The 17,258-nt window shown below is 71.6% G+C and carries 14 protein-coding genes; 9 read left to right on the top strand and 5 right to left on the bottom strand.

Annotation, left to right across the window (positions count from 1 at the left end; genetic code table 11):
* Positions 1-265: 265 nt before the first annotated feature.
* The 6 genes from ACFYM2_RS08895 (at position 266) to ACFYM2_RS08870 (ending at position 8,058) form a co-directional block, all read left to right on the top strand.
* The gene (locus ACFYM2_RS08895) at positions 266-1,351 is read left to right on the top strand and encodes a glycosyltransferase family 1 protein (RefSeq protein ID WP_359003457.1); all 1,086 of its coding nucleotides are present in this window, start codon (positions 266-268) and stop codon (positions 1,349-1,351) included.
* The gene (locus tag ACFYM2_RS08890; protein WP_388834593.1) at positions 1,348-2,415 is read left to right on the top strand and encodes a glycosyltransferase; all 1,068 of its coding nucleotides are present in this window, start codon (positions 1,348-1,350) and stop codon (positions 2,413-2,415) included. The genes ACFYM2_RS08895 and ACFYM2_RS08890 overlap by 4 nt, the downstream gene beginning before the upstream one ends.
* Positions 2,412-3,431 (top strand): glycosyltransferase, encoded by a 1,020-nt coding sequence (locus tag ACFYM2_RS08885; RefSeq protein WP_388834590.1) that lies wholly within the window; start codon positions 2,412-2,414, stop codon positions 3,429-3,431. The genes ACFYM2_RS08890 and ACFYM2_RS08885 overlap by 4 nt, the downstream gene beginning before the upstream one ends.
* Complete coding sequence (locus ACFYM2_RS08880) at positions 3,416-4,231, top strand: glycosyltransferase family 2 protein (RefSeq protein WP_388459178.1); 816 nt, start codon at positions 3,416-3,418, stop codon at positions 4,229-4,231. Before ACFYM2_RS08885 ends, ACFYM2_RS08880 begins: the two co-directional genes overlap by 16 nt.
* Before the next feature lie 152 nt (positions 4,232-4,383).
* Positions 4,384-5,568 carry a zinc-dependent alcohol dehydrogenase gene (locus ACFYM2_RS08875; RefSeq protein ID WP_359003469.1) on the top strand — a complete coding sequence of 395 codons (1,185 nt, stop codon included), beginning with the start codon at positions 4,384-4,386 and terminating at the stop codon, positions 5,566-5,568.
* A 252-nt stretch (positions 5,569-5,820) separates the two neighbouring features.
* Positions 5,821-8,058, top strand: coding sequence for a catalase (locus ACFYM2_RS08870; RefSeq protein ID WP_359003471.1), 2,238 nt, complete (start codon positions 5,821-5,823; stop codon positions 8,056-8,058).
* 105 nt (positions 8,059-8,163) lie between these two features.
* On the opposite strand, the gene ACFYM2_RS08865 is transcribed toward ACFYM2_RS08870, so the two are convergent.
* From ACFYM2_RS08865 to ACFYM2_RS08845, 5 genes are all read right to left on the bottom strand, one after another.
* Complete coding sequence (locus ACFYM2_RS08865; protein WP_388834587.1) at positions 8,164-9,267, bottom strand: glutamate--cysteine ligase; 1,104 nt, start codon at positions 9,265-9,267, stop codon at positions 8,164-8,166.
* Positions 9,268-9,464: 197 nt separating this feature from the next.
* Positions 9,465-9,653 carry a DUF6381 family protein gene (locus tag ACFYM2_RS08860; RefSeq protein WP_358994403.1) on the bottom strand — a complete coding sequence of 63 codons (189 nt, stop codon included), beginning with the start codon at positions 9,651-9,653 and terminating at the stop codon, positions 9,465-9,467.
* 207 nt (positions 9,654-9,860) lie between these two features.
* On the bottom strand, positions 9,861-10,253 hold the full coding sequence (locus ACFYM2_RS08855; protein ID WP_358994400.1) for a cytochrome c oxidase subunit 4: 393 nt from the start codon (positions 10,251-10,253) through the stop codon (positions 9,861-9,863).
* 12 nt (positions 10,254-10,265) lie between these two features.
* Positions 10,266-11,969 (bottom strand): cytochrome c oxidase subunit I, encoded by a 1,704-nt coding sequence (gene ctaD / locus ACFYM2_RS08850; protein WP_388834584.1) that lies wholly within the window; start codon positions 11,967-11,969, stop codon positions 10,266-10,268.
* On the bottom strand, positions 11,966-13,594 hold the full coding sequence (locus tag ACFYM2_RS08845) for a cytochrome bc complex cytochrome b subunit (protein WP_388835108.1): 1,629 nt from the start codon (positions 13,592-13,594) through the stop codon (positions 11,966-11,968). Before ACFYM2_RS08845 ends, ctaD begins: the two co-directional genes overlap by 4 nt.
* A gap of 324 nt (positions 13,595-13,918) precedes the next feature.
* On the opposite strand from ACFYM2_RS08845, the gene ACFYM2_RS08840 reads away from it, so the two are divergent.
* The 3 genes from ACFYM2_RS08840 (at position 13,919) to ACFYM2_RS08830 (ending at position 16,779) form a co-directional block, all read left to right on the top strand.
* Positions 13,919-14,149 (top strand): DUF6479 family protein, encoded by a 231-nt coding sequence (locus tag ACFYM2_RS08840; protein ID WP_358994395.1) that lies wholly within the window; start codon positions 13,919-13,921, stop codon positions 14,147-14,149.
* Positions 14,150-14,566: 417 nt separating this feature from the next.
* On the top strand, positions 14,567-15,454 hold the full coding sequence (locus tag ACFYM2_RS08835; protein WP_388834581.1) for an SDR family oxidoreductase: 888 nt from the start codon (positions 14,567-14,569) through the stop codon (positions 15,452-15,454).
* 80 nt (positions 15,455-15,534) lie between these two features.
* Positions 15,535-16,779, top strand: a complete 1,245-nt coding sequence (locus ACFYM2_RS08830) for an FUSC family protein (RefSeq protein ID WP_358994390.1) — start codon at positions 15,535-15,537, stop codon at positions 16,777-16,779.
* Positions 16,780-17,258 lie beyond the last annotated feature (479 nt).

Raw genomic sequence — 17,258 nt, 5'->3', positions numbered from 1 at the left:
CCGCAGGGCTACGACGTACCCCCTCGTCGCCCCACGAACCCCATCGTGCGCGTACCGGCGGCGCCCCGCATCCCGCCCGTGCCTCGGCGCCACCCCGTGCGGGCCGCCGGCCTCACCCGCCCGGCCGACCCCGGCATATTCACGCTCACCCCGTACACAGCGCGAACCCACTCCCTCGACGCCGTCGCCCGGCATGCGGGGCCCCTCGGGCTTCCCCAGACTGTGACCGACGGGGGTCGGCCGTCGCGCAGTGAAGGAGTTCATCGTGGAAGCGCCATCGCTGGATCGTCAGGACGAGATCAGGGTCGCCTCGGTGCCCGCGGGCCATGTGTACGTGCGGCACTGCTCCGCGCCGAAGAGCGACGGGGTCAGGCGGCTGACCGATCCCCGGCCCAACGGCGCGCCCAGTACGTCACAGCGATGGTGGCCACCGGTCATGCTCGACCCCGACTGGGTGAGCGCCCACCACGAGGACTTCGACGTCTTCCATCTGCACTTCGGGTTCGACGCGCAGAGCCCCGCCCAGCTGTCCGCCCTCGTGGACACCCTCGGGAGGCACCGAAAACCGCTGGTGTACACGGTGCACGACCTGCGCAACCCCCACCAGCTCGACCCCGCAACCCACGACGCGGCCCTCGACGTCATCATCCCGGCCGCCGACCACCTCATTACGCTCACCCCCGGCGCCGCCGAGACCATCGCCGGCCGCTGGAACCGGACGGCGACCGTCCTGCCGCACCCCCATGTGGTGGAGCTGCCGCTCCTGGCCCGCCCCCGGCAGGTCCACGACCAGTTCCGGGTGGGGGTGCACGCCAAGAGCCTGCGGCCCAACATGGCCGTGCTGCCCGTCGTACGCGTACTCGCCGACACGGTGGCCGAGCTGCCCGACGCGGAGTTCCAGGTGAACATCCACCGCGATGTGACGGACCCCGAAGCCCCCGCCTACGCACCTCAACTCATGGAGGAACTAAGGAAGTTGGCGCATCACGGGCGGCTCACCCTCACCATCCACGACTACTTCGACGACGAACAGCTCTGGGACCATCTGGAATCCCTCGACCTGTCCGTGCTGCCCTACCGGTTCGGCACCCACTCCGGATGGCTCGAGGCCTGCCACGACCTGGGCACAGCGGTCGCGGCCCCGGACTGCGGGTTCTACGCCCAGCAACGCCCCTGTCTGACGTACGGGCACACCCAGGAGGGCGGCCTGGACGAGGAGTCGCTGCGCAAGGCCGTCCTGCGCGCCTACGAGGAGCGGCCCGCACCCCGGGCCACCGAGCAGCACCGGACCCGGGAGCGCGCCGAACTCGCCGCCGCGCACCGGGCCCTCTACACCCGCGTACTGCGATGAGCGCGCTGCGGGTGGCACTGATCGCGTCCGCGCGCCATCCGATCAGTGAGCCGTTCGCCGGCGGGCTCGAAGCACACACCTGGGGGCTCGCACACGCCCTGACCAGGCGCGGACACCGGGTGGAACTCTTCGCCGCGCCCGGCTCCGACCCCGCGCTCGAAGCACGTGAGCTGCCCGTGCGCCAGGTGGTGCTCAGTTCGGCGGCCCGTGCGGACGCCAGCATGCCGAGCACCACGTGGATGGAGGAGCACCACGCCTATCTGGGGCTGATGCTGGATCTGGCCCGTGACGGCGAGCACCGCTTCGACGTGGTGCACAACAACAGCCTGCACCACCTGCCCGTGGCGATGGCGTCGGCCCTGCGGGTCCCGGTGATCACCACACTGCACACGCCACCGACCCCGTGGCTCGAGTCGGCCATCCAGAGCCGTGACACCTGCCCGGTCGTCTTCACCGCCGTCAGCCAGTGCACCGCGTCGGCCTGGCATCCCATGGTGCCCGACGCCCTGGTCGTGCGGAACGGCATCGACACCGACTTCTGGCGGCCGGGCCCCGGCGGCCCCGATCTGGTGTGGTCCGGGCGGATGGTGCCCGAGAAGGGGCCGCATCTGGCCATCAGGGCGGCCCGCGCGGCAGGAGTGCCGCTGCGGCTGGCGGGTCCCGTCTCGGACGAGCGGTACTTCGAGGAAGAGGTCGAGCCTCTGCTGGAGGACGGCGTCAGCTACGCCGGCCACCTCGACCGCAAGGAACTGGCCGAACTCCTCGGCACATCGGCGGCCGCCCTGGTGACGCCGGGCTGGGACGAGCCGTACGGTCTCGTGGTCGCCGAGGCGCTGGCCTGCGGCACACCCGTCTGCGGCTTCGACCGCGGCGCCCTGGCGGAAATCCTCACCCCGCGGTGCGGTCTGCTGGCTCCCCCGGGCGACATCGCGGCGCTCGCCGCGCTCATCCCCCGGGCCATGCGGCTGGACCGCGCGGCGGCCCGCCGCAGGGCGGAGCTGTTCTGCTCCCTGGAGCACACCGCCGACGCCTACACCCGTCTGTACGAGAGGGTGACGCGGTGATCGGCTACTACGTCCATCATCAGGGCCGGGGCCATCTGCACCGGGCGCGGTGCGTGGTGGCCCACGTGGAACAGCCCGTCACCGTCCTGTCCTCGCTGCCACGGCCGAGCACGTGGCGCGGCCCCTGGATCACTCTGCCGCCCGACACCACCGACGACCCCGCCGACCCCACCGCCCGTGGCCGGCTGCACTGGGTGCCGCTGCGCCACCCGGGACACCGCGAACGCATGGGGATCATCGCCGAGTGGATCAGAGCGGAGAACCCCGCCCTGTTCGTCAGCGACGTATCGGTGGAGGCCGCGACCCTGGCGCGGCTCATGGGAGTCCCCGTCGTCGTCGCGGCCATGCGGGGCGATCGCCTGGACGCGGCACACCGCCTCGGCTACGACCTCGCAGACGCCCTCCTCGCGCCCTGGCCCCCCGACCTGCCCGAGCCGGACTGGCCCGCGCACTGGCACGCCAAGACCGCGCACACCGGAAGCATTTCGCGCTACGACGGGCGCCCACGCCCCGAGAGCGACGGTGAGCGGAGCGGGGCCCGCCCCGAGGTGGTCGTGATGCTCGGGGCCGGAGGCGCCGACGTCACGCCGGCGCAACTGCGCGCGGCGGCGCTCGCCACCCCCGACTGGTCCTGGACCGTGCTCGGCGCTCCCGGCACGCCCTGGGTCGAGGACCCCTGGCCCCTGCTGTGCCGGGCGGACGTCGTGGTCACCCACGCCGGCCAGAACGCCATCGCGGAATGCGCCGCCGCCCGTGTGCCCGCCGTCGTCATCCCCCAGCACCGGCCGCACGCGGAACAGCACGCCACCGCCCGGGCGTTGCGGGCGGCGGGCCTGGCCACCGTGCGGGACGCGTGGCCCGCCGCCGAGGAGTGGCCCGCCCTGCTCGCCGAGACGGTCGCCCGGCCCGGGCACTGGGAGCGCTGGTCGCCGGGCGACGGGGCGGCGCGAGCGGCGCGCCTCCTGGCGGATCTGGCCGGACGGACCCCGAGGCGGTCCGCATGCGTACCGCGGTGATCACCCTCGCCGCCGGCCGTCACTCCCATCTGCGGCTCCAGCAGGACGGGCTGGCCCGGGGCACACGCCTCCCCGACCAGTACGTGATCGTCTCCATGGACGACCCCGCCATCGGCCCCCTCACCGCGGGCCGCGAACCCGAAGCGGACGTGCTCACCGTGCCGCTCGCCGAAGGCCGCCTGCCGCTCGCCGCCGCCCGCAACGCGGGGGCGGAGCGCGCCCTCGAAGGCGGCGCCGACCTCCTGGTCTTCCTCGACGTGGACTGCGTACCGGGTCCCGCACTCGTGGCCGGATACGCCCGCGCGGCACAGGACGGAGCGCTGCTGTGCGGCACGGTCGCCTATCTGCCGCCCCCGCCGCCCGGGGGTTACGACCTGGCCGGGCTCGCCGCTCTCGCACCGCCGCACCCGGCCCGCCCCGTGCCCGCCGAGGGCGAGATCCTGCGCGGGGGAGACCCGCGTCTGTTCTGGTCCCTCTCCTTCGCCCTCACCGCCCGCACCTGGCGGCGCGTCGGCGGGTTCTGCGAGGCGTACACCGGTTACGGCGGCGAGGACACCGACTTCGCGGCCCTGGCGGCCCGGCGCGGCGTGGACCTGTGGTGGGTCGGCGGGGCCCCCGCCTACCACCAGCACCACCCGACACACGAGCCGCCCGTGCAGCACCTCGACGACATCCTGCGCAACGGGGCGCTCCACCAACGCCGTTGGGGCACCTGGCCCATGGCCGGATGGCTCCGCGCGTTCCAGGAGCTGGGTCTGGTCGTGTACGACCCCGGCGCCGACACCTGGCGCAAGCGATGAGCCAGCGGCTCCTCGCCCCTGTCGGAACGCCGGGCGCGTGCCCGGCCGGCCCGGTTCGCGGACCCGGGCGAGGGCACGCGTCAAGTGAAAGATCCCGAACGCACCGCACCCATCAGCTCATCAGCTGAGGCCATTCATCCCCAGGAGGCGTCATGAGGGCACTCACCTGGCACGGCAAGCGCGACGTACGCGTGGACACCGTGCCCGATCCCACCATCCAGGACGACGACGACATCGTCATCAAGGTGACCACCACCGGCCTGTGCGGCTCGGACCTGCACCTCTATGAGGTCCTTGGGCCCTTCCTCGATCCCGGAGACATCCTCGGGCACGAACCCATGGGCATCGTCGAAGAGGTCGGCCCCAAGGTCACCGCCCTCAAGCCGGGCGACCGGGTGGTCATCCCCTTCAACGTCTCGTGCGGCACGTGCTACATGTGCGGCCACGGCCTGCACTCGCAGTGCGAGACCACCCAGGTGCGCGAGCACGGCACGGGCGCCTCGCTGTTCGGCTACACCAAGCTCTACGGCCAGGTGCCGGGCGGCCAGGCCCAGTACCTGCGCGTCCCCTTCGGCAACAAGCTGCCCATCAAGGTGCCCGAAGGCCCCTCGGACGAGCGCTTCGTCTACCTGTCCGACGTCCTGCCCACGGCATGGCAGGCGGTCGAGTACGCCGCCGTCCCGCCGGGCGGCAGCGTCGCCGTCCTCGGTCTCGGCCCGATCGGAGACATGAGCGCCCGCATCGCCGCGCACCGGGGCGCCGGGACCGTCATCGGGATCGACCTCGTCCCCGAGCGCCTTGAGCGGGCCCGGCGCCGCGGCGTCCACACCCTCGACCTGCGGGAGTGCGGCGACAATCTCACCGACGCCGTACGCGAACTCACCGGCGGCCGGGGCCCGGACGCCGTCATCGACGCGGTGGGCATGGAGGCACACGGCAACCGCGTCGCGGCCGCCGCCCAGGGCCTCACGACGTTCCTGCCCGACGCTCTCGCCTCCGCCATGATGAAGAAGGCCGGAATCGACCGGCTCTCCGCGCTGTACACGGCGATCGACCTCGTCCGCAGGGGAGGCACGATCTCCGTCTCCGGCGTCTACGGCGGCGCCGCCGACCCGATGCCGCTCCTGACCATGTTCGACAAGCAGCTCCAACTGCGCATGGGCCAGGCCAACGTGCGGCGCTGGGTCGACGACATCCTCCCGCTCCTCACCGACGGCGACCCCCTCGGGGTGGACGAGTTCGCCACCCATCGTCTGACCCTGGAGCAGGCGCCCGACGCGTACGAGATGTTCCAAAAGAAGCGGGACGGCGCCGTCAAGGTGCTCTTCACCCCCTGACCCGCCGTTGTGCCACCCCTCTCGTTTCAGCCGCCGAACGCGCTCCTGGAGACGTGTTCGTGGCTTGCCGCGACGAGAGAGCGTTCATCCACGGACTGGGGGTACGTGGCGTGGACGAACCCGGCGAAAGGACGCGCCGGGCAGATGCCATGGACCCCCGCGGATGCGGGTGACAGCCACCCGCAGTCCGTTTGAGGTTCGAGACGGAGCGGTCATGGCTGAGGTGTCCGAAGGACCGCACTGGGAGAGAACATGACGACAGAGCACCCCACCACAGACTCCACCGCGAGCGGCGACGGCCTGCCGGGCAAGCCCGGGCCGGTCTCGCCGCCCGTGGCCGAGCCCACCCGGCCGGCCGAACCGCTGCCCCCCAAGCCGGACCAGCAGGGCCCCGAAACGGTGAGCCCCACCGGCCAGGCCACCGGAGCCGACCCGGCCCGCATGGCGCAGAGCGGCGCGTACCTGACCACGGCCCAGGGGACGCGGGTGTACGACAGCGACCACTCGCTGAAGGCCGGGGCCCGGGGTCCGGTCCTGATCCAGGACCACCATCTGCGCGAGAAGATCACCCACTTCGACCACGAGCGGATCCCGGAGCGCGTGGTGCACGCGCGCGGCGCTGCGGCCCACGGCGTGTTCCAGGGGTATGGCACCGCCACCGAAGTGACCAAGGCGGCCTTCCTCGCCAAGGGCGTGGAGACCCCGGTGTTCGTCCGGTTCTCCACCGTCCTCGGCTCGCGCGGCTCCTCCGACACGGTGCGCGACACCCGTGGCTTCGCGACGAAGTTCTACACCGACGAGGGAACCTTCGACCTGGTCGGCAACAACATTCCGGTCTTCTTCATCCAGGACGCCATCAAGTTCCCGGACGTCGTCCACGCCGCCAAGCCCCACCCGGACCGCGAGATCCCGCAGGCCCAGAGCGCGCACGACACCTTCTGGGACTTCGTGTCCCTGCACACCGAGGCCACCCACCACACCCTGTGGAACATGTCCGACCGGGGCATCCCGCGCTCGTACCGGATGATGGAGGGCTTCGGCGTCCACACCTTCCGGCTGGTCAACACGGCCGGTGACACGGTGTTGGTGAAGTTCCACTGGAAGCCCAAGCTGGGTGTGCACTCCCTGGTCTGGGAAGAGGCGCAGCTCATCAACGGCATGGACCCCGACTTCCACCGCCGTGACCTCTTCGACGCGATCGAGGCGGGCGCCTTCCCGCAGTGGGAGCTCGGGATCCAGGTCTTCCCCGACACCCCCGAGCAGACCTTCGAGGGCATCGACCTCCTCGATCCCACCAAGTTCGTGCCGGAGGAACTGGCACCGGTGCAGCCCATCGGCCTGATGACCCTGAACGCCAACACCAAGAACTACTTCGCCGAGACGGAGCAGGTCGCCTTCCACCCCGGACATCTGGTCCCGGGCATCGACGTCACCGACGACCCGCTGCTCGCAGGGCGTCTCTTCTCCTATCTCGACACCCAGATCAGCCGGCTCGGCGGCCCCAACTTCGCGCAGATCCCCATCAACCGGCCGCACGCGCCCGTCAACGACATGCTCCGCGACGGCATGCACCAGACCGCCGTGCACACCGGCGTGGCGCCCTACCGGCCCAACAGCCTGGACGGCGGCTGCCCCTTCCTCGCAGGCGCCGACATGAGCGCCTTCATCGAGACCCCGGTACGCATCCCGGAGGCGAGCAAGGTCCGTGAGGCGCCCGCGTCGTTCGCGGACCACTTCAGCCAGCCCCGGCTCTTCTGGCTCAGCATGAGCGCGCCGGAGCGCGAGCACATCATCGCCGCGTACACCTTCGAACTGAACAAGTGCTTCGAACAGGCCGTCAAGGAACGCACCTTGCAGGTCCTGGCGAACATCGACACGGAACTGTGCGAGCAGGTCGCGGCGGGTCTCGGCCTGCCGGCGCCGAGTGCCACCGTGCCCCTCGACGCGGTGGACCCGAGCCCGGCCCTGTCCCAGCTCGGCCACACCTGGCCGACGGACGGCCGTGTGATCGGCATCGTCGCGGACGCCGCCGCCGACCTGGACGGCGTACGCACCGTTCGCCAGGCCGTCCTCGACGCCGGCATGGTCCCTCTGATCATCGCGCCGGCCGGCGGCACGCTCGGCTCCGGCGGCGATCCGATCGCGGTGCAGCGGACCTTCGCCACCGCGCGGTCCGTGGAGTACGACGCGCTCCTGTTCGCCGGAGCGCCCGAGCCCGGCGCCGACGCCTACGGGGCGCGTGATGCCAAGGCCGGAGCCCCCGCGTCGCCGGCGAGTGACCCGCGCGTCCTGCTGCTGCTCACCGAGGGGTACCGGCACGGCAAGGCGGTCGGCGGCTGGAACGACGCACGCGGGCTGTTCGAGGCGTCCGGCATCGGCGCGGACGAGCCCGGCGTCGTGCTGAGCGACAGCGGTACGGCCGCCGTGGAGAAGGTCAAGGGCGCGCTGGCCGAACACCGGGCGTGGGACAGGTTCCCGCCCGCCGTGTGAGGCCCGTCACGACCGTGGGCCCGCACCCTTGAGGTGCGGGCCCACAGTCGTGCGGTGGCGTCGGATGGCGCGGCTACAGGGCTGCGCGGCGAGTCGCGCGGCGGCTCAGTCGGCCAGGGAGGTGACGCGGGCGCACTCCCGGACGACCGCCTCCATGCTCCCGTGCTGCCGGTAGAACTCGCGCTGGCGCTCGGCGCCCGTGCCGCCCCGCGTCAACTGCTCCAGTGTGCGCCGTACGCGCTCCAGGTCACCGCTGTCCTTCAACGCGCTCTCGACATGGGTCACAAGGGCCCCGAGCACGTCGGACGCGGGCTTCTCGCGCATCGAGCGCGGGTCGACCAGAGCGCCGGTCAGGCCCGACCGGGCGGCCCGCCAGGACGCGAGGCGCAGCAGCCCCGCGCTGACCGGCGCCGGGGGCCGGCCCGCGCGCCAGTCCCCGCTGGCCGTCTCCACCAGGGCGCGCACCAGGGCGGCGATCGCCACCGTGGTGCTCGGCTGGAGGCAGACGTCGGACACGCGGACCTCCACCGTCGGATAGCGGGCGGAGAGGCGGGCGTCGAAGTAGATCATGCCGTCGTCGCGCAGGGCGCCGGTGGCGATCATCGACTCGACGTGGTGGTGGTAGCGGTCGGCGGAGCCGAAGATCTCGGTCGGGCCCGCGGAGGGCCACCGGTTCCACACACGGCTTCGATAGCTGCTGTAGCCGCTGTCCTCGCCCTGCCAGAAGGGCGAGTTCCCGCTGATGGCCGTGAGCACCGAGAGCCACGGCCGGATCCGGTCGAGGACGGCGACGCCCTCGTCGTCCGACTCGACCACCACATGTACATGGCAGCCGCAGGTCAGCTGCTCGCGGGCCGTGAGCCCGAAGTTCTCGGCCATCCACAGGTGGCGCTCGCCGAGATCGAGCGAGGGACGCACCGGCACGGGTGAGGTGGCGAGGGCGGCGACGGTGCCTCCCGCTTCCTCGGCGCGGGTGGCCGCCGCCCGGCGCCGTTGAACGATCTCGTCCTCGATCTCACCCATGTCCGTGAGGGGGTCGGTGGCGAACTCCACCTGTTCCTGTTGCAGTTCCTTCTCGAACTCCTGCCCGTCGTCCGCGCCCGGCTTCCGGGGCCCCGGGGGCGAGACGACGACCGGGGAGAGCGCAAGGACCTCACCGGTCCGCGCACCCACCATGAGCAGCTCTTCTTCCACGCCGACGGTACGCATGCGCGATCTCCGATTCCTGCCGGTACTCACGCAGGAACGTGTGCCCCGCCGACGCGCGGTCATACGATCCTGGGGACCCGCAGGAGGTCGGGGCGGGAGAGACCGGGCGGCGGCCCCCGCACGGCACAGGAGCGGCACGCGGGCCCCGGGCGGCGCGGTCCGGGGCGTGTGGGCGCGGGCCGCCCGGGGCGCGGTGGCTACACCGGGTCCAGGCCCTGCCCGGCCATGCGGCCCGCCTGCTCGCTCTGGTCCTCGGCCCGGCGGGCCTTGTCCGACAGGCGCTTGCGCTGCTCGGGGTCGGTGGCCCGCTCGGCGGCCTCCTTCCACTCCTTGGCCCGGGCCGCCAACTCGCGGGCGCGGCTGCGGTATTCGTCTCCCACGCTCATGGTCACTCCTGGATGGGGCGGGGGAAGGGATCAGCCGCCCAGGGGCCCATGACCGCGCTTCCGTGCCGCAGGACGACACGGCGGACGCCGCGCCTTCGCTGTCAGCTTGGGTGACGGGGCGGGCGGCGGCATCCGGGGTTCGGCCATGCGCGAAGGGCCCGGCCGGCGCCGGTGCGTCCGGGCCCGCCCCGCCCGCCAGAGCCCCGGTCATTCGCCCCGGTGGACGTACTGGAAGGCCAGACCGCCCACGCCGGCGCCCAGCACCCCGAAGCCAAGGACGAACAGCCACAGTCCGAAGACGAGGCCGGTCGCCGTGACCGCCGCGCCGAAGCCGGCGAGGGCGGGGTAGGCGCTGCGCCCGGGGAAGAAGTCGACGGGTCCTGCGCGTTCGGCGATCTCCGACCGGCCCCGGTCCTCGGGCCTCGCCCCGTGACGCTGGTGATGGCGGGCGAAGAAGAAGCAGATCAGCGATGACATGATGAACGCCACGGTGAGGGCCGCGGTGCCCGCCGGTTCGCGCCCCGACCACCATCCGTAGCCCACGCCGGTGCCAAGGAAGAACACCGCGACCCCCGCGAAGAGATATGCCTCGGCTTTCATGGAACGCCTCTCCTAGAGGGGGTCGGGGGGCGCCTGTCCGCGCGGGGTGGCCGGGACCGGCAGGGCCGCGGCTTCCGGGTGGTGCAGGTCGAAGGCGGGGGAGTCGGACCGGACGCGGGGCATCGTGTGGAAGTTGTGCCTCGGCGGCGGGCAGGACGTGGCCCACTCCAGGGACCGTCCGTACCCCCACGGGTCGTCGACGCCGACCAGGGGTGCCCGCGCCGCGGTCCGCCACACGTTGTACAGGAACGGCAGGGTGGAGAGTCCGAGGAGGAACGCGCCGATGGACGAGACGGTGTTGAGGAGCGTGAAGCCGTCCGCCGAGAGGTAGTCGGCGTAACGGCGTGGCATGCCTTCGGCGCCGAGCCAGTGCTGGACGAGGAACGTGGTCTGGAAGCCGACGAACAGCGTCCAGAAGTGAATCTTGCCAAGGCGCTCGTCGAGCATGCGGCCGGTCCATTTCGGCCACCAGAAGTAGAAGCCGCCGAACATGGCGAAGACCACGGTCCCGAACAGGACGTAGTGCAGGTGCGCGACCACGAAGTAGGAGTCGGTGACGTGGAAGTCGAGCGGCGGCGAGGCCAGCAGGACCCCGCTGAGACCGCCGAAGAGGAACGTGACCGGGAATCCGATGGACCACAGCATCGGCGTCTCGAAGGACAGCGCGCCGTGCCACATCGTGCCGATCCAGTTGAAGAACTTCACCCCGGTCGGCACCGCGATCAGGAACGACATCAGGGAGAAGAACGGCAGCAGCACCGCGCCCGTGGCGAACATGTGGTGGGCCCACACCACCGCCGAGAGCGCCGTGATCGTGATGGTGGCGCCCACCATGCCGACATATCCGAAGGTGGGTTTGCGGCTGAAGACCGGGATGATCTCCGAGATGATGCCGAAGAAGGGGAGCGCGACGATGTAGACCTCGGGATGGCCGAAGAACCAGAACAGGTGCTGCCACAGAATGGCCCCGCCGTAGGCCGGGTCGAAGACGACGGCGCCGAACTTCCGGTCCGCCTCCAGGGCGAACAGCAGCGCGGTGAGCACCGGGAACGCCAGCAGCGCCAGGATCGAGGTGAGCAGGACGTTCCAGGTGAAGATGGGCATGCGGAACATGGTCATGCCGGGCGCCCGCAGGCACACGATGGTGGCGATGAAGTTGACCGAGCCGAGGGTGGTGCTCAACCCGGTCAGGATCAGTCCCATGGCCCACAGATCGCCCCCGGCGCCGGGAGTGCGGACGGCGCTGTTGAGGGGCGCGTAGGCGAACCAGCCGAAGGACGCCGCGCCGCCCGGCACGAGGAAGCCGGAGACGACGATGAGCCCGCCGAACAGATAGAGCCAGTAGGTCAGCGCGTTGAGCCGGGGGAACGCCACATCGGGCGCCCCGATCTGCAAGGGCATCACGGCGTTGGTGAACCCCGCGAACATCGGCGTCGCGAACAGCAGCATCATGATCGTGCCGTGGATGGTGACCAGCTGGTTGTACTCGGCGTTGCTCCACAACTGGAGCCCGGGGCGGGCGAGTTCGGCCCGCATGCCCATGGCGAGCAGCCCGGCGAAGAGGAAGAAGCCGAAGGCGGTCACGAAGTACATGGCGCCGATGACCTTGTGGTCCGTGGTGGTGAGGAAGTTCAGGAGCCGTCCGCCCAGCGCGCTGCCCCGTGCCGCTCCCACCGTGGACCCGGGCCGCCGCGCCTCGGTGCCGGTCTGCGTCATGGTGTCTTCCGTTCCGGTTGGGCCAGCGCTTCCTCGACGTGGCGCCGCTGGTCGGGGGAGGCGGTCAGGGAGACCCGGCGCCGGAAGTACCAGCGGTTCAGGGCGGCGCGCAGGCGGGTGCGGCGCGGCGCGTCAGCTTCGGGGGCGGGCGCGAGCGGCGGCAGGTCGCGTACGAGGAAGCGGTAGAGCCGGTCGGCGGCGAGCGGCCGGTGGCCGGGCTCAAGGGCCCCGTGCACCCGCTGGGTCACCTGGCCGGTCTCCTCGCCCTCGGTCAGGAGCCGCAGCTCGTGGGACTGCAACGCCAGGCAGAGCCGCTTGGTGAGCAGGAAGGCGAGTACCGGCAAGACGAAGAAGCCGGCGGTGAACACCCACGTCAGGGTGTTCACCGAGAGCCGGAAGGAGAACGCCGTCACGTCGTTGCCGCCCGCCGCGAGCAGCACGGCGTAGGCGACCACGGCCGCCACCCCGAGCGCCGTGCGGGTGGGCTGGTCGCGCGGCCGGTCGCACAGGTGGTACTCGCCCCGGTCCCCGGTGATCCAGCGCTCGAATCCCGGATAACCGATGAGCACCAGCGCCAGCACCCCCGGCAGGACGACGGCCGGAAGCAGGACGTTCCACATGATGGTGTGCCCGGCCACCGGCATCTCCCAGCGCGGCATGAGGCGCAGGGCGCCCTCCAGGAACCCCACATACCAGTCCGGCTGCGCCCCCGTGCTCACCACGTCGGCGCGGTAGGGACCGTAGTTCCACACCGGGTTGATCTGAGCCACCGCGCCGAGCGTGGCCACCGCCGCGAAGACCATGAGGAAGAGACCGGTCGACTTGGCGATGAAGTGCGGGAACATCGGCTGGCCCACGACGTTGTGGTTGGTCCGGCCCGGTGAGCTCCACTGGGTGTGTTTGAGATACACCACGAGCAGCAGGTGCACGGTGACCAGGGCGATCAGGGCCCCCGGCACGAAGAGCACGTGCAGGATGTACAGCCGGTTGTTCAGGAGGTGGCCGGGGAAGGTCCCGTCCCACAGCAGGTACGCCAGATAGGTGCCCACGACGGGGATCGACATGACGATGGTGTTGGCGGTGCGCAGCCCCGTGCCGGACAGCAGGTCGTCAGGGAGCGAGTAACCACAGAACCCCTCGAGCATCGAGAGGAAGAACAGCGAGACACCGATCGCCCAGTTGAACTCACGCGGCCTGCGGAAGGAACCGGTGAAGAAGATCCGCAGCATGTGCACGCTGATCGCGGCCATGAAGACCAGCGCCGCCCAGTGGTGCATCTGGCGGATCAGGAGGCCGCCGCGGATGTCGAAGGTGATGTGCAGCGTGGAGCTGTACGCCGCCGACATGTGAAGCCCCTGGAGCGGTACGTAACCCCCGTCGTACAGCACGTCCTTCGTGCCCGGCTCGAAGAACAGCGTCAGCCACGTCCCGGTGAGCAGCAGGACCACCAGGCTGTACAGCGCCAGTTCCCCGAGCAGGAAGCTCCAGTGGTCGGGAAACGCCTTCCGCAGCAGCGCCTTGGCCGCCTCGGCCAGCGGGGAGCGCCGGTCCACCGCCGTGAACCCGGTCCGTGCCGCCTCCCGCGCGACAGCACGGGCGTGCTCTCGCCGCCTGCGAAAAAGCAGCATGCGTGCACCGCTCTCTGGTGTCAGGGGTACGGAGGACCAGCCGGCTCACAGTCAACCGGACGTATAGGCGTAAACCATCGCTTTTTGGCGGCCGAAACAGACTTCACCCATTCGCGCCCGCCGTCCGTGGCGGTCCCCGGCCCGTGCTGTGGCCGCGCGCGACCGCCCGCCGGCCAGGGCCGGTGAGGGGGCCGGTGATGGTCCCCATGGAGCAGGCGTCCGAGATGTGTGGGCATATTCGGGTAGCAGAGGTATGTCATCCGGTACCGGCCGTGCGGGGGCGCGCCGGCCCTCGGTAGCAACGCAGAGGAGTTCGAGCACATGGTCATCGCTCACCCGACTTCGCAGGTCCTCGCTGCAGGGCCCGCCACGACGCTGCTCCTGGTCATCGTGGGATTGGTGGTGGTGGGCGGACTCCTCGCGATGTTCTGGACCGGCCGCCGCCGGGCCGCGCGCAAGCCGCCGCCACCGTCTGCGCCCCAGCCCGGGGCGGACTCCTGGGACACCCCTCCTTCGTCACCCGGCCCAGGGGACCGCGACGACCGAGGGTGACCCGGCGGCGGCGGCACGGCCTCCGGCGAACCACTCGCCCTGCGAACCACTCACCTGCGCGAACCACTCGCTCCCGCGAACCACTCGTTTCCTCCGACGACTCGCCTTCCGCGAACCCGCAGTCGCGACAACTGACCCCGAGCGGCGCATACCTGCGTCCATCGGGGTTACCTGCACTCTGCACCCACCGAGACGGACGCAGGACGGCGCCGAGCCGGCCCGGGGACGGCACCCCGCGCCCCGTCGCCGTCCGCCGTCGAAGGGGCGCGCCGAGACAGGACGGTGCGAGGCGAACCCGGCCGTGCGGCTGGCCCGTGACTCAAGGGGACGCACCCCCACGACGGCCCAGCAGCAGCACGCGACAGCGCCGACGCCCTCCTGCCTCCTCCATCCCTCCCGCACGGAAAGGCGTAACCCATGGCCGACCCGAACCGTCCGCAGGACCCGACCGACAAGTACCCCCGGCCGGATTTGCCGCAGCAGGACCAGGAGCACCCCGGCTGGACCGGCCCGATGGACCCGCCGCCGGACCACGGTGAACAGACGTACCGGGGCAGCGGCCTGCTGACCGAGCGCAAGGCGGTCATCACCGGCGGCGACTCGGGCATCGGGCGGGCCGTCGCACTCGCCTACGCCCGCGAGGGCGCCGACGTGCTCTTCACCCACCTGCCCGAGGAAGCGGAGGACGCCCGCGAGACCGCGCGGCTGGTGGAGGAGGCGGGACGCCGGGCCGTCCCGGTGGCCTGCGACATCCGCGACGAGCAGCAGTGCCGGGACCTGATCGACCGGGCGATCGCGGAATTCGGCCGCGTCGACGTGCTGGTGAACAACGCCGCGTACCAGATGTCCCAGCCGGACGGCATCGAGGCCATCACCACCGAGCAGTTCGACCGCGTTCTGCGCACCAACCTGTACGGCATGTTCTGGCTGACGAAGATGGCCGTGCCGCACATCCCGGCGGGCGGCTCCGTCATCAACACCACCTCGGTCCAGGCCTACCAGCCGAGCCCCCACCTGCTCGACTACGCCATGACCAAGGGCGCGATCGTCACGTTCACGAAGGGGCTGGCGCAGATGCTGGCCGAGCGGGGCATCCGGGTCAACGCCGTGGCGCCCGGGCCGGTGTGGACGCCGCTGATCCCGGCGACGCTGCCCGACACCGCCGAATTCGGCAAGCAGGCCCCGCTTGGCCGGCCCGCGCAGCCCGCCGAGATGGCGCCCGCCTATGTCTTCCTCGCCTCCGAACACGCCGGCTACATCACCGCCGAGGTGCTGAACGCCACCGGCGGCTCACCCCTTCCCTAGGGGGTGCACGACGAGAGCGAACGGACCTTCAGGTCACCGTCGGCCGCGACGAGCGGCGGGTGCGAGCACGGAGTGGAACGTTGAGAGAGTTGGGCCAGGCCTTCGGCCAGTGGAGGCAGTGGGCGGGCTGGGAGTGCACGGCCGTGGCGGGGTCGGCGCGGCGGGCGCTGAGCGGCCCCGGCCCCGAACGGGACACCGCGGTCCAGGCGTTGAAGGCGGCCGCGGCGGCGCTGATCGCCTGGGCGCTCGCGGGCTGGTGGTGGAAGGCGCCGATGGCGATGCTCGCACCCTGGACAGCGCTGTTCTTGGTGCAGAGCACGGTCTACCGGTCGCTGAAGACGGCGTTGCAGCAGTTCGTGGTCGTCGTCGTGGGCACCCTGCTCGCGGCGGGCGCCGGCGTACTGACCGGCGACACCATGCTCGCCATGCTCATCGCGCTGCCGCTGACCATGCTCTTCGGCTCCTACGCCCGGTTCGGCACCCAGGGCCTGAACGCGCCGACCGCCGCGCTGTTCGTCCTGGTCTACGGCACGTACTCGGGCTTCGACATTCTGCACCGGTTCCTGGAGACCCTGTTGGGCGCCGCCATCGGGCTCGCGGTCAACGCCCTCGTGCTGCCGCCGGTGCACTCGCGCAGCGTGCGTCACCTTCGCGGACGGCTGCCCGAGGAGAGTGCCGGTCTTCTGCGCGCCGTCGCGGACGGCCTCGGCGAGGGGAAAGTGGCCCGGGAGGACGCGCAGGCCTGGCACGACCGGGCGCGCCGCCTGACCGACCGCGTCACCGATCTGCGCACCGCCCGCCGCTGGTCGCAGGAGAGCTACCGCTTCAACCCGGGGCACCGGCTGCGCCGTTCGGCCCCGCTGCCGCCGGCCGCCGAATGGGACTTCACCTGGGACCGGATCACCAGCCACCTCGAAGCGATCACCCGGACGCTCGCGACGGCGGCCGCGAACGACGCGGACCAGCCGGTCCTGCCCGGCCCTGCGCCCGGCGTCGTGGCCGAGCTCCTGCGGGCCGCCTCGGACGTGTGCGCGTTCGACGACACGGTGGAGCGCTCACAGGCCACGGAGCGCGGCAGCGACGAGCAGACCGGGGAGCGCGTTCAGGAGCGCCGTGAGGCACTGCGCCGCGCGTACGCCGCCGAGAACGAGCTGACCTCCGTGTTCCGCGAGCGGGGCGATGCCTGGCAGGACACCCTGGCCGCCGTCACCGCGGACACGATCCGGCTGATCGGCGACCTGTCGGAACTCGCAGGACCCGACCCGGACGACGCGACGGACCAGGGGCGCACGAGCACCCCGAAGGAGCACGGGAGCGGGGAGTAGCGCGACGACCCGGGACGGCGGAGCCGCGCGCGAAGGCATCGGCACTCCCCACCTACGCCAGCCCCCTGTCGCCGCTCGTTTCGCGTGGCCTCCCGCCGCCGATCGCTCGCCAACTCGCCAACTCGGCCCAGCGCGGCGGCACTTGACGTGGCGAGCGTGGTGGTTCGCTGCTCGCACCCATGGCCGCGAGGACTGGCGGCGCGCTCATTGTCAGAGGCGGCCGGCGACGCCACGCCTCCGGCGCCGCCCGAGGTGGAGTACGACGGCTATGTGCCGGTGCCCTGCGTGCTCGCGCCGGAGCTCATCACCAGGAGGATCAAGCCCTCGCGGCACTGGACGACGCCCACGTGGCAAACCCACCCGCCGTCCAGATCTCCAGGGGCAACAATCTTCAGCTCTACGTCTGCCCGCAGTGCCATTCGCACACCGTCCTGATCCAGTGAGTGTTCTCTGAGGCCGCTGGGCACTGACGGCCGCGT

The organism is Streptomyces sp. NPDC006711, from assembly GCF_042869775.1.
GTDB lineage: Bacteria > Actinomycetota > Actinomycetes > Streptomycetales > Streptomycetaceae > Streptomyces.
Note: the sequence above shows the minus strand (reverse complement) of the source record. Positions and strands in the feature narration are given on the sequence as shown.

Coding starts and splice junctions, on each gene's coding strand:
- ctaD (WP_388834584.1), bottom strand. CDS start 11,969: ATGACGCAGACCGGCACCGAGGCGCGGCGGCCCGGGTCCACGGTGGGA.
- ACFYM2_RS08835 (WP_388834581.1), top strand. CDS start 14,567: ATGGCCGACCCGAACCGTCCGCAGGACCCGACCGACAAGTACCCCCGG.
- ACFYM2_RS08855 (WP_358994400.1), bottom strand. CDS start 10,253: ATGAAAGCCGAGGCATATCTCTTCGCGGGGGTCGCGGTGTTCTTCCTT.
- ACFYM2_RS08890 (WP_388834593.1), top strand. CDS start 1,348: ATGAGCGCGCTGCGGGTGGCACTGATCGCGTCCGCGCGCCATCCGATC.
- ACFYM2_RS08865 (WP_388834587.1), bottom strand. CDS start 9,267: ATGCGTACCGTCGGCGTGGAAGAAGAGCTGCTCATGGTGGGTGCGCGG.
- ACFYM2_RS08880 (WP_388459178.1), top strand. CDS start 3,416: ATGCGTACCGCGGTGATCACCCTCGCCGCCGGCCGTCACTCCCATCTG.
- ACFYM2_RS08875 (WP_359003469.1), top strand. CDS start 4,384: ATGAGGGCACTCACCTGGCACGGCAAGCGCGACGTACGCGTGGACACC.
- ACFYM2_RS08860 (WP_358994403.1), bottom strand. CDS start 9,653: ATGAGCGTGGGAGACGAATACCGCAGCCGCGCCCGCGAGTTGGCGGCC.
- ACFYM2_RS08870 (WP_359003471.1), top strand. CDS start 5,821: ATGACGACAGAGCACCCCACCACAGACTCCACCGCGAGCGGCGACGGC.
- ACFYM2_RS08840 (WP_358994395.1), top strand. CDS start 13,919: ATGGTCATCGCTCACCCGACTTCGCAGGTCCTCGCTGCAGGGCCCGCC.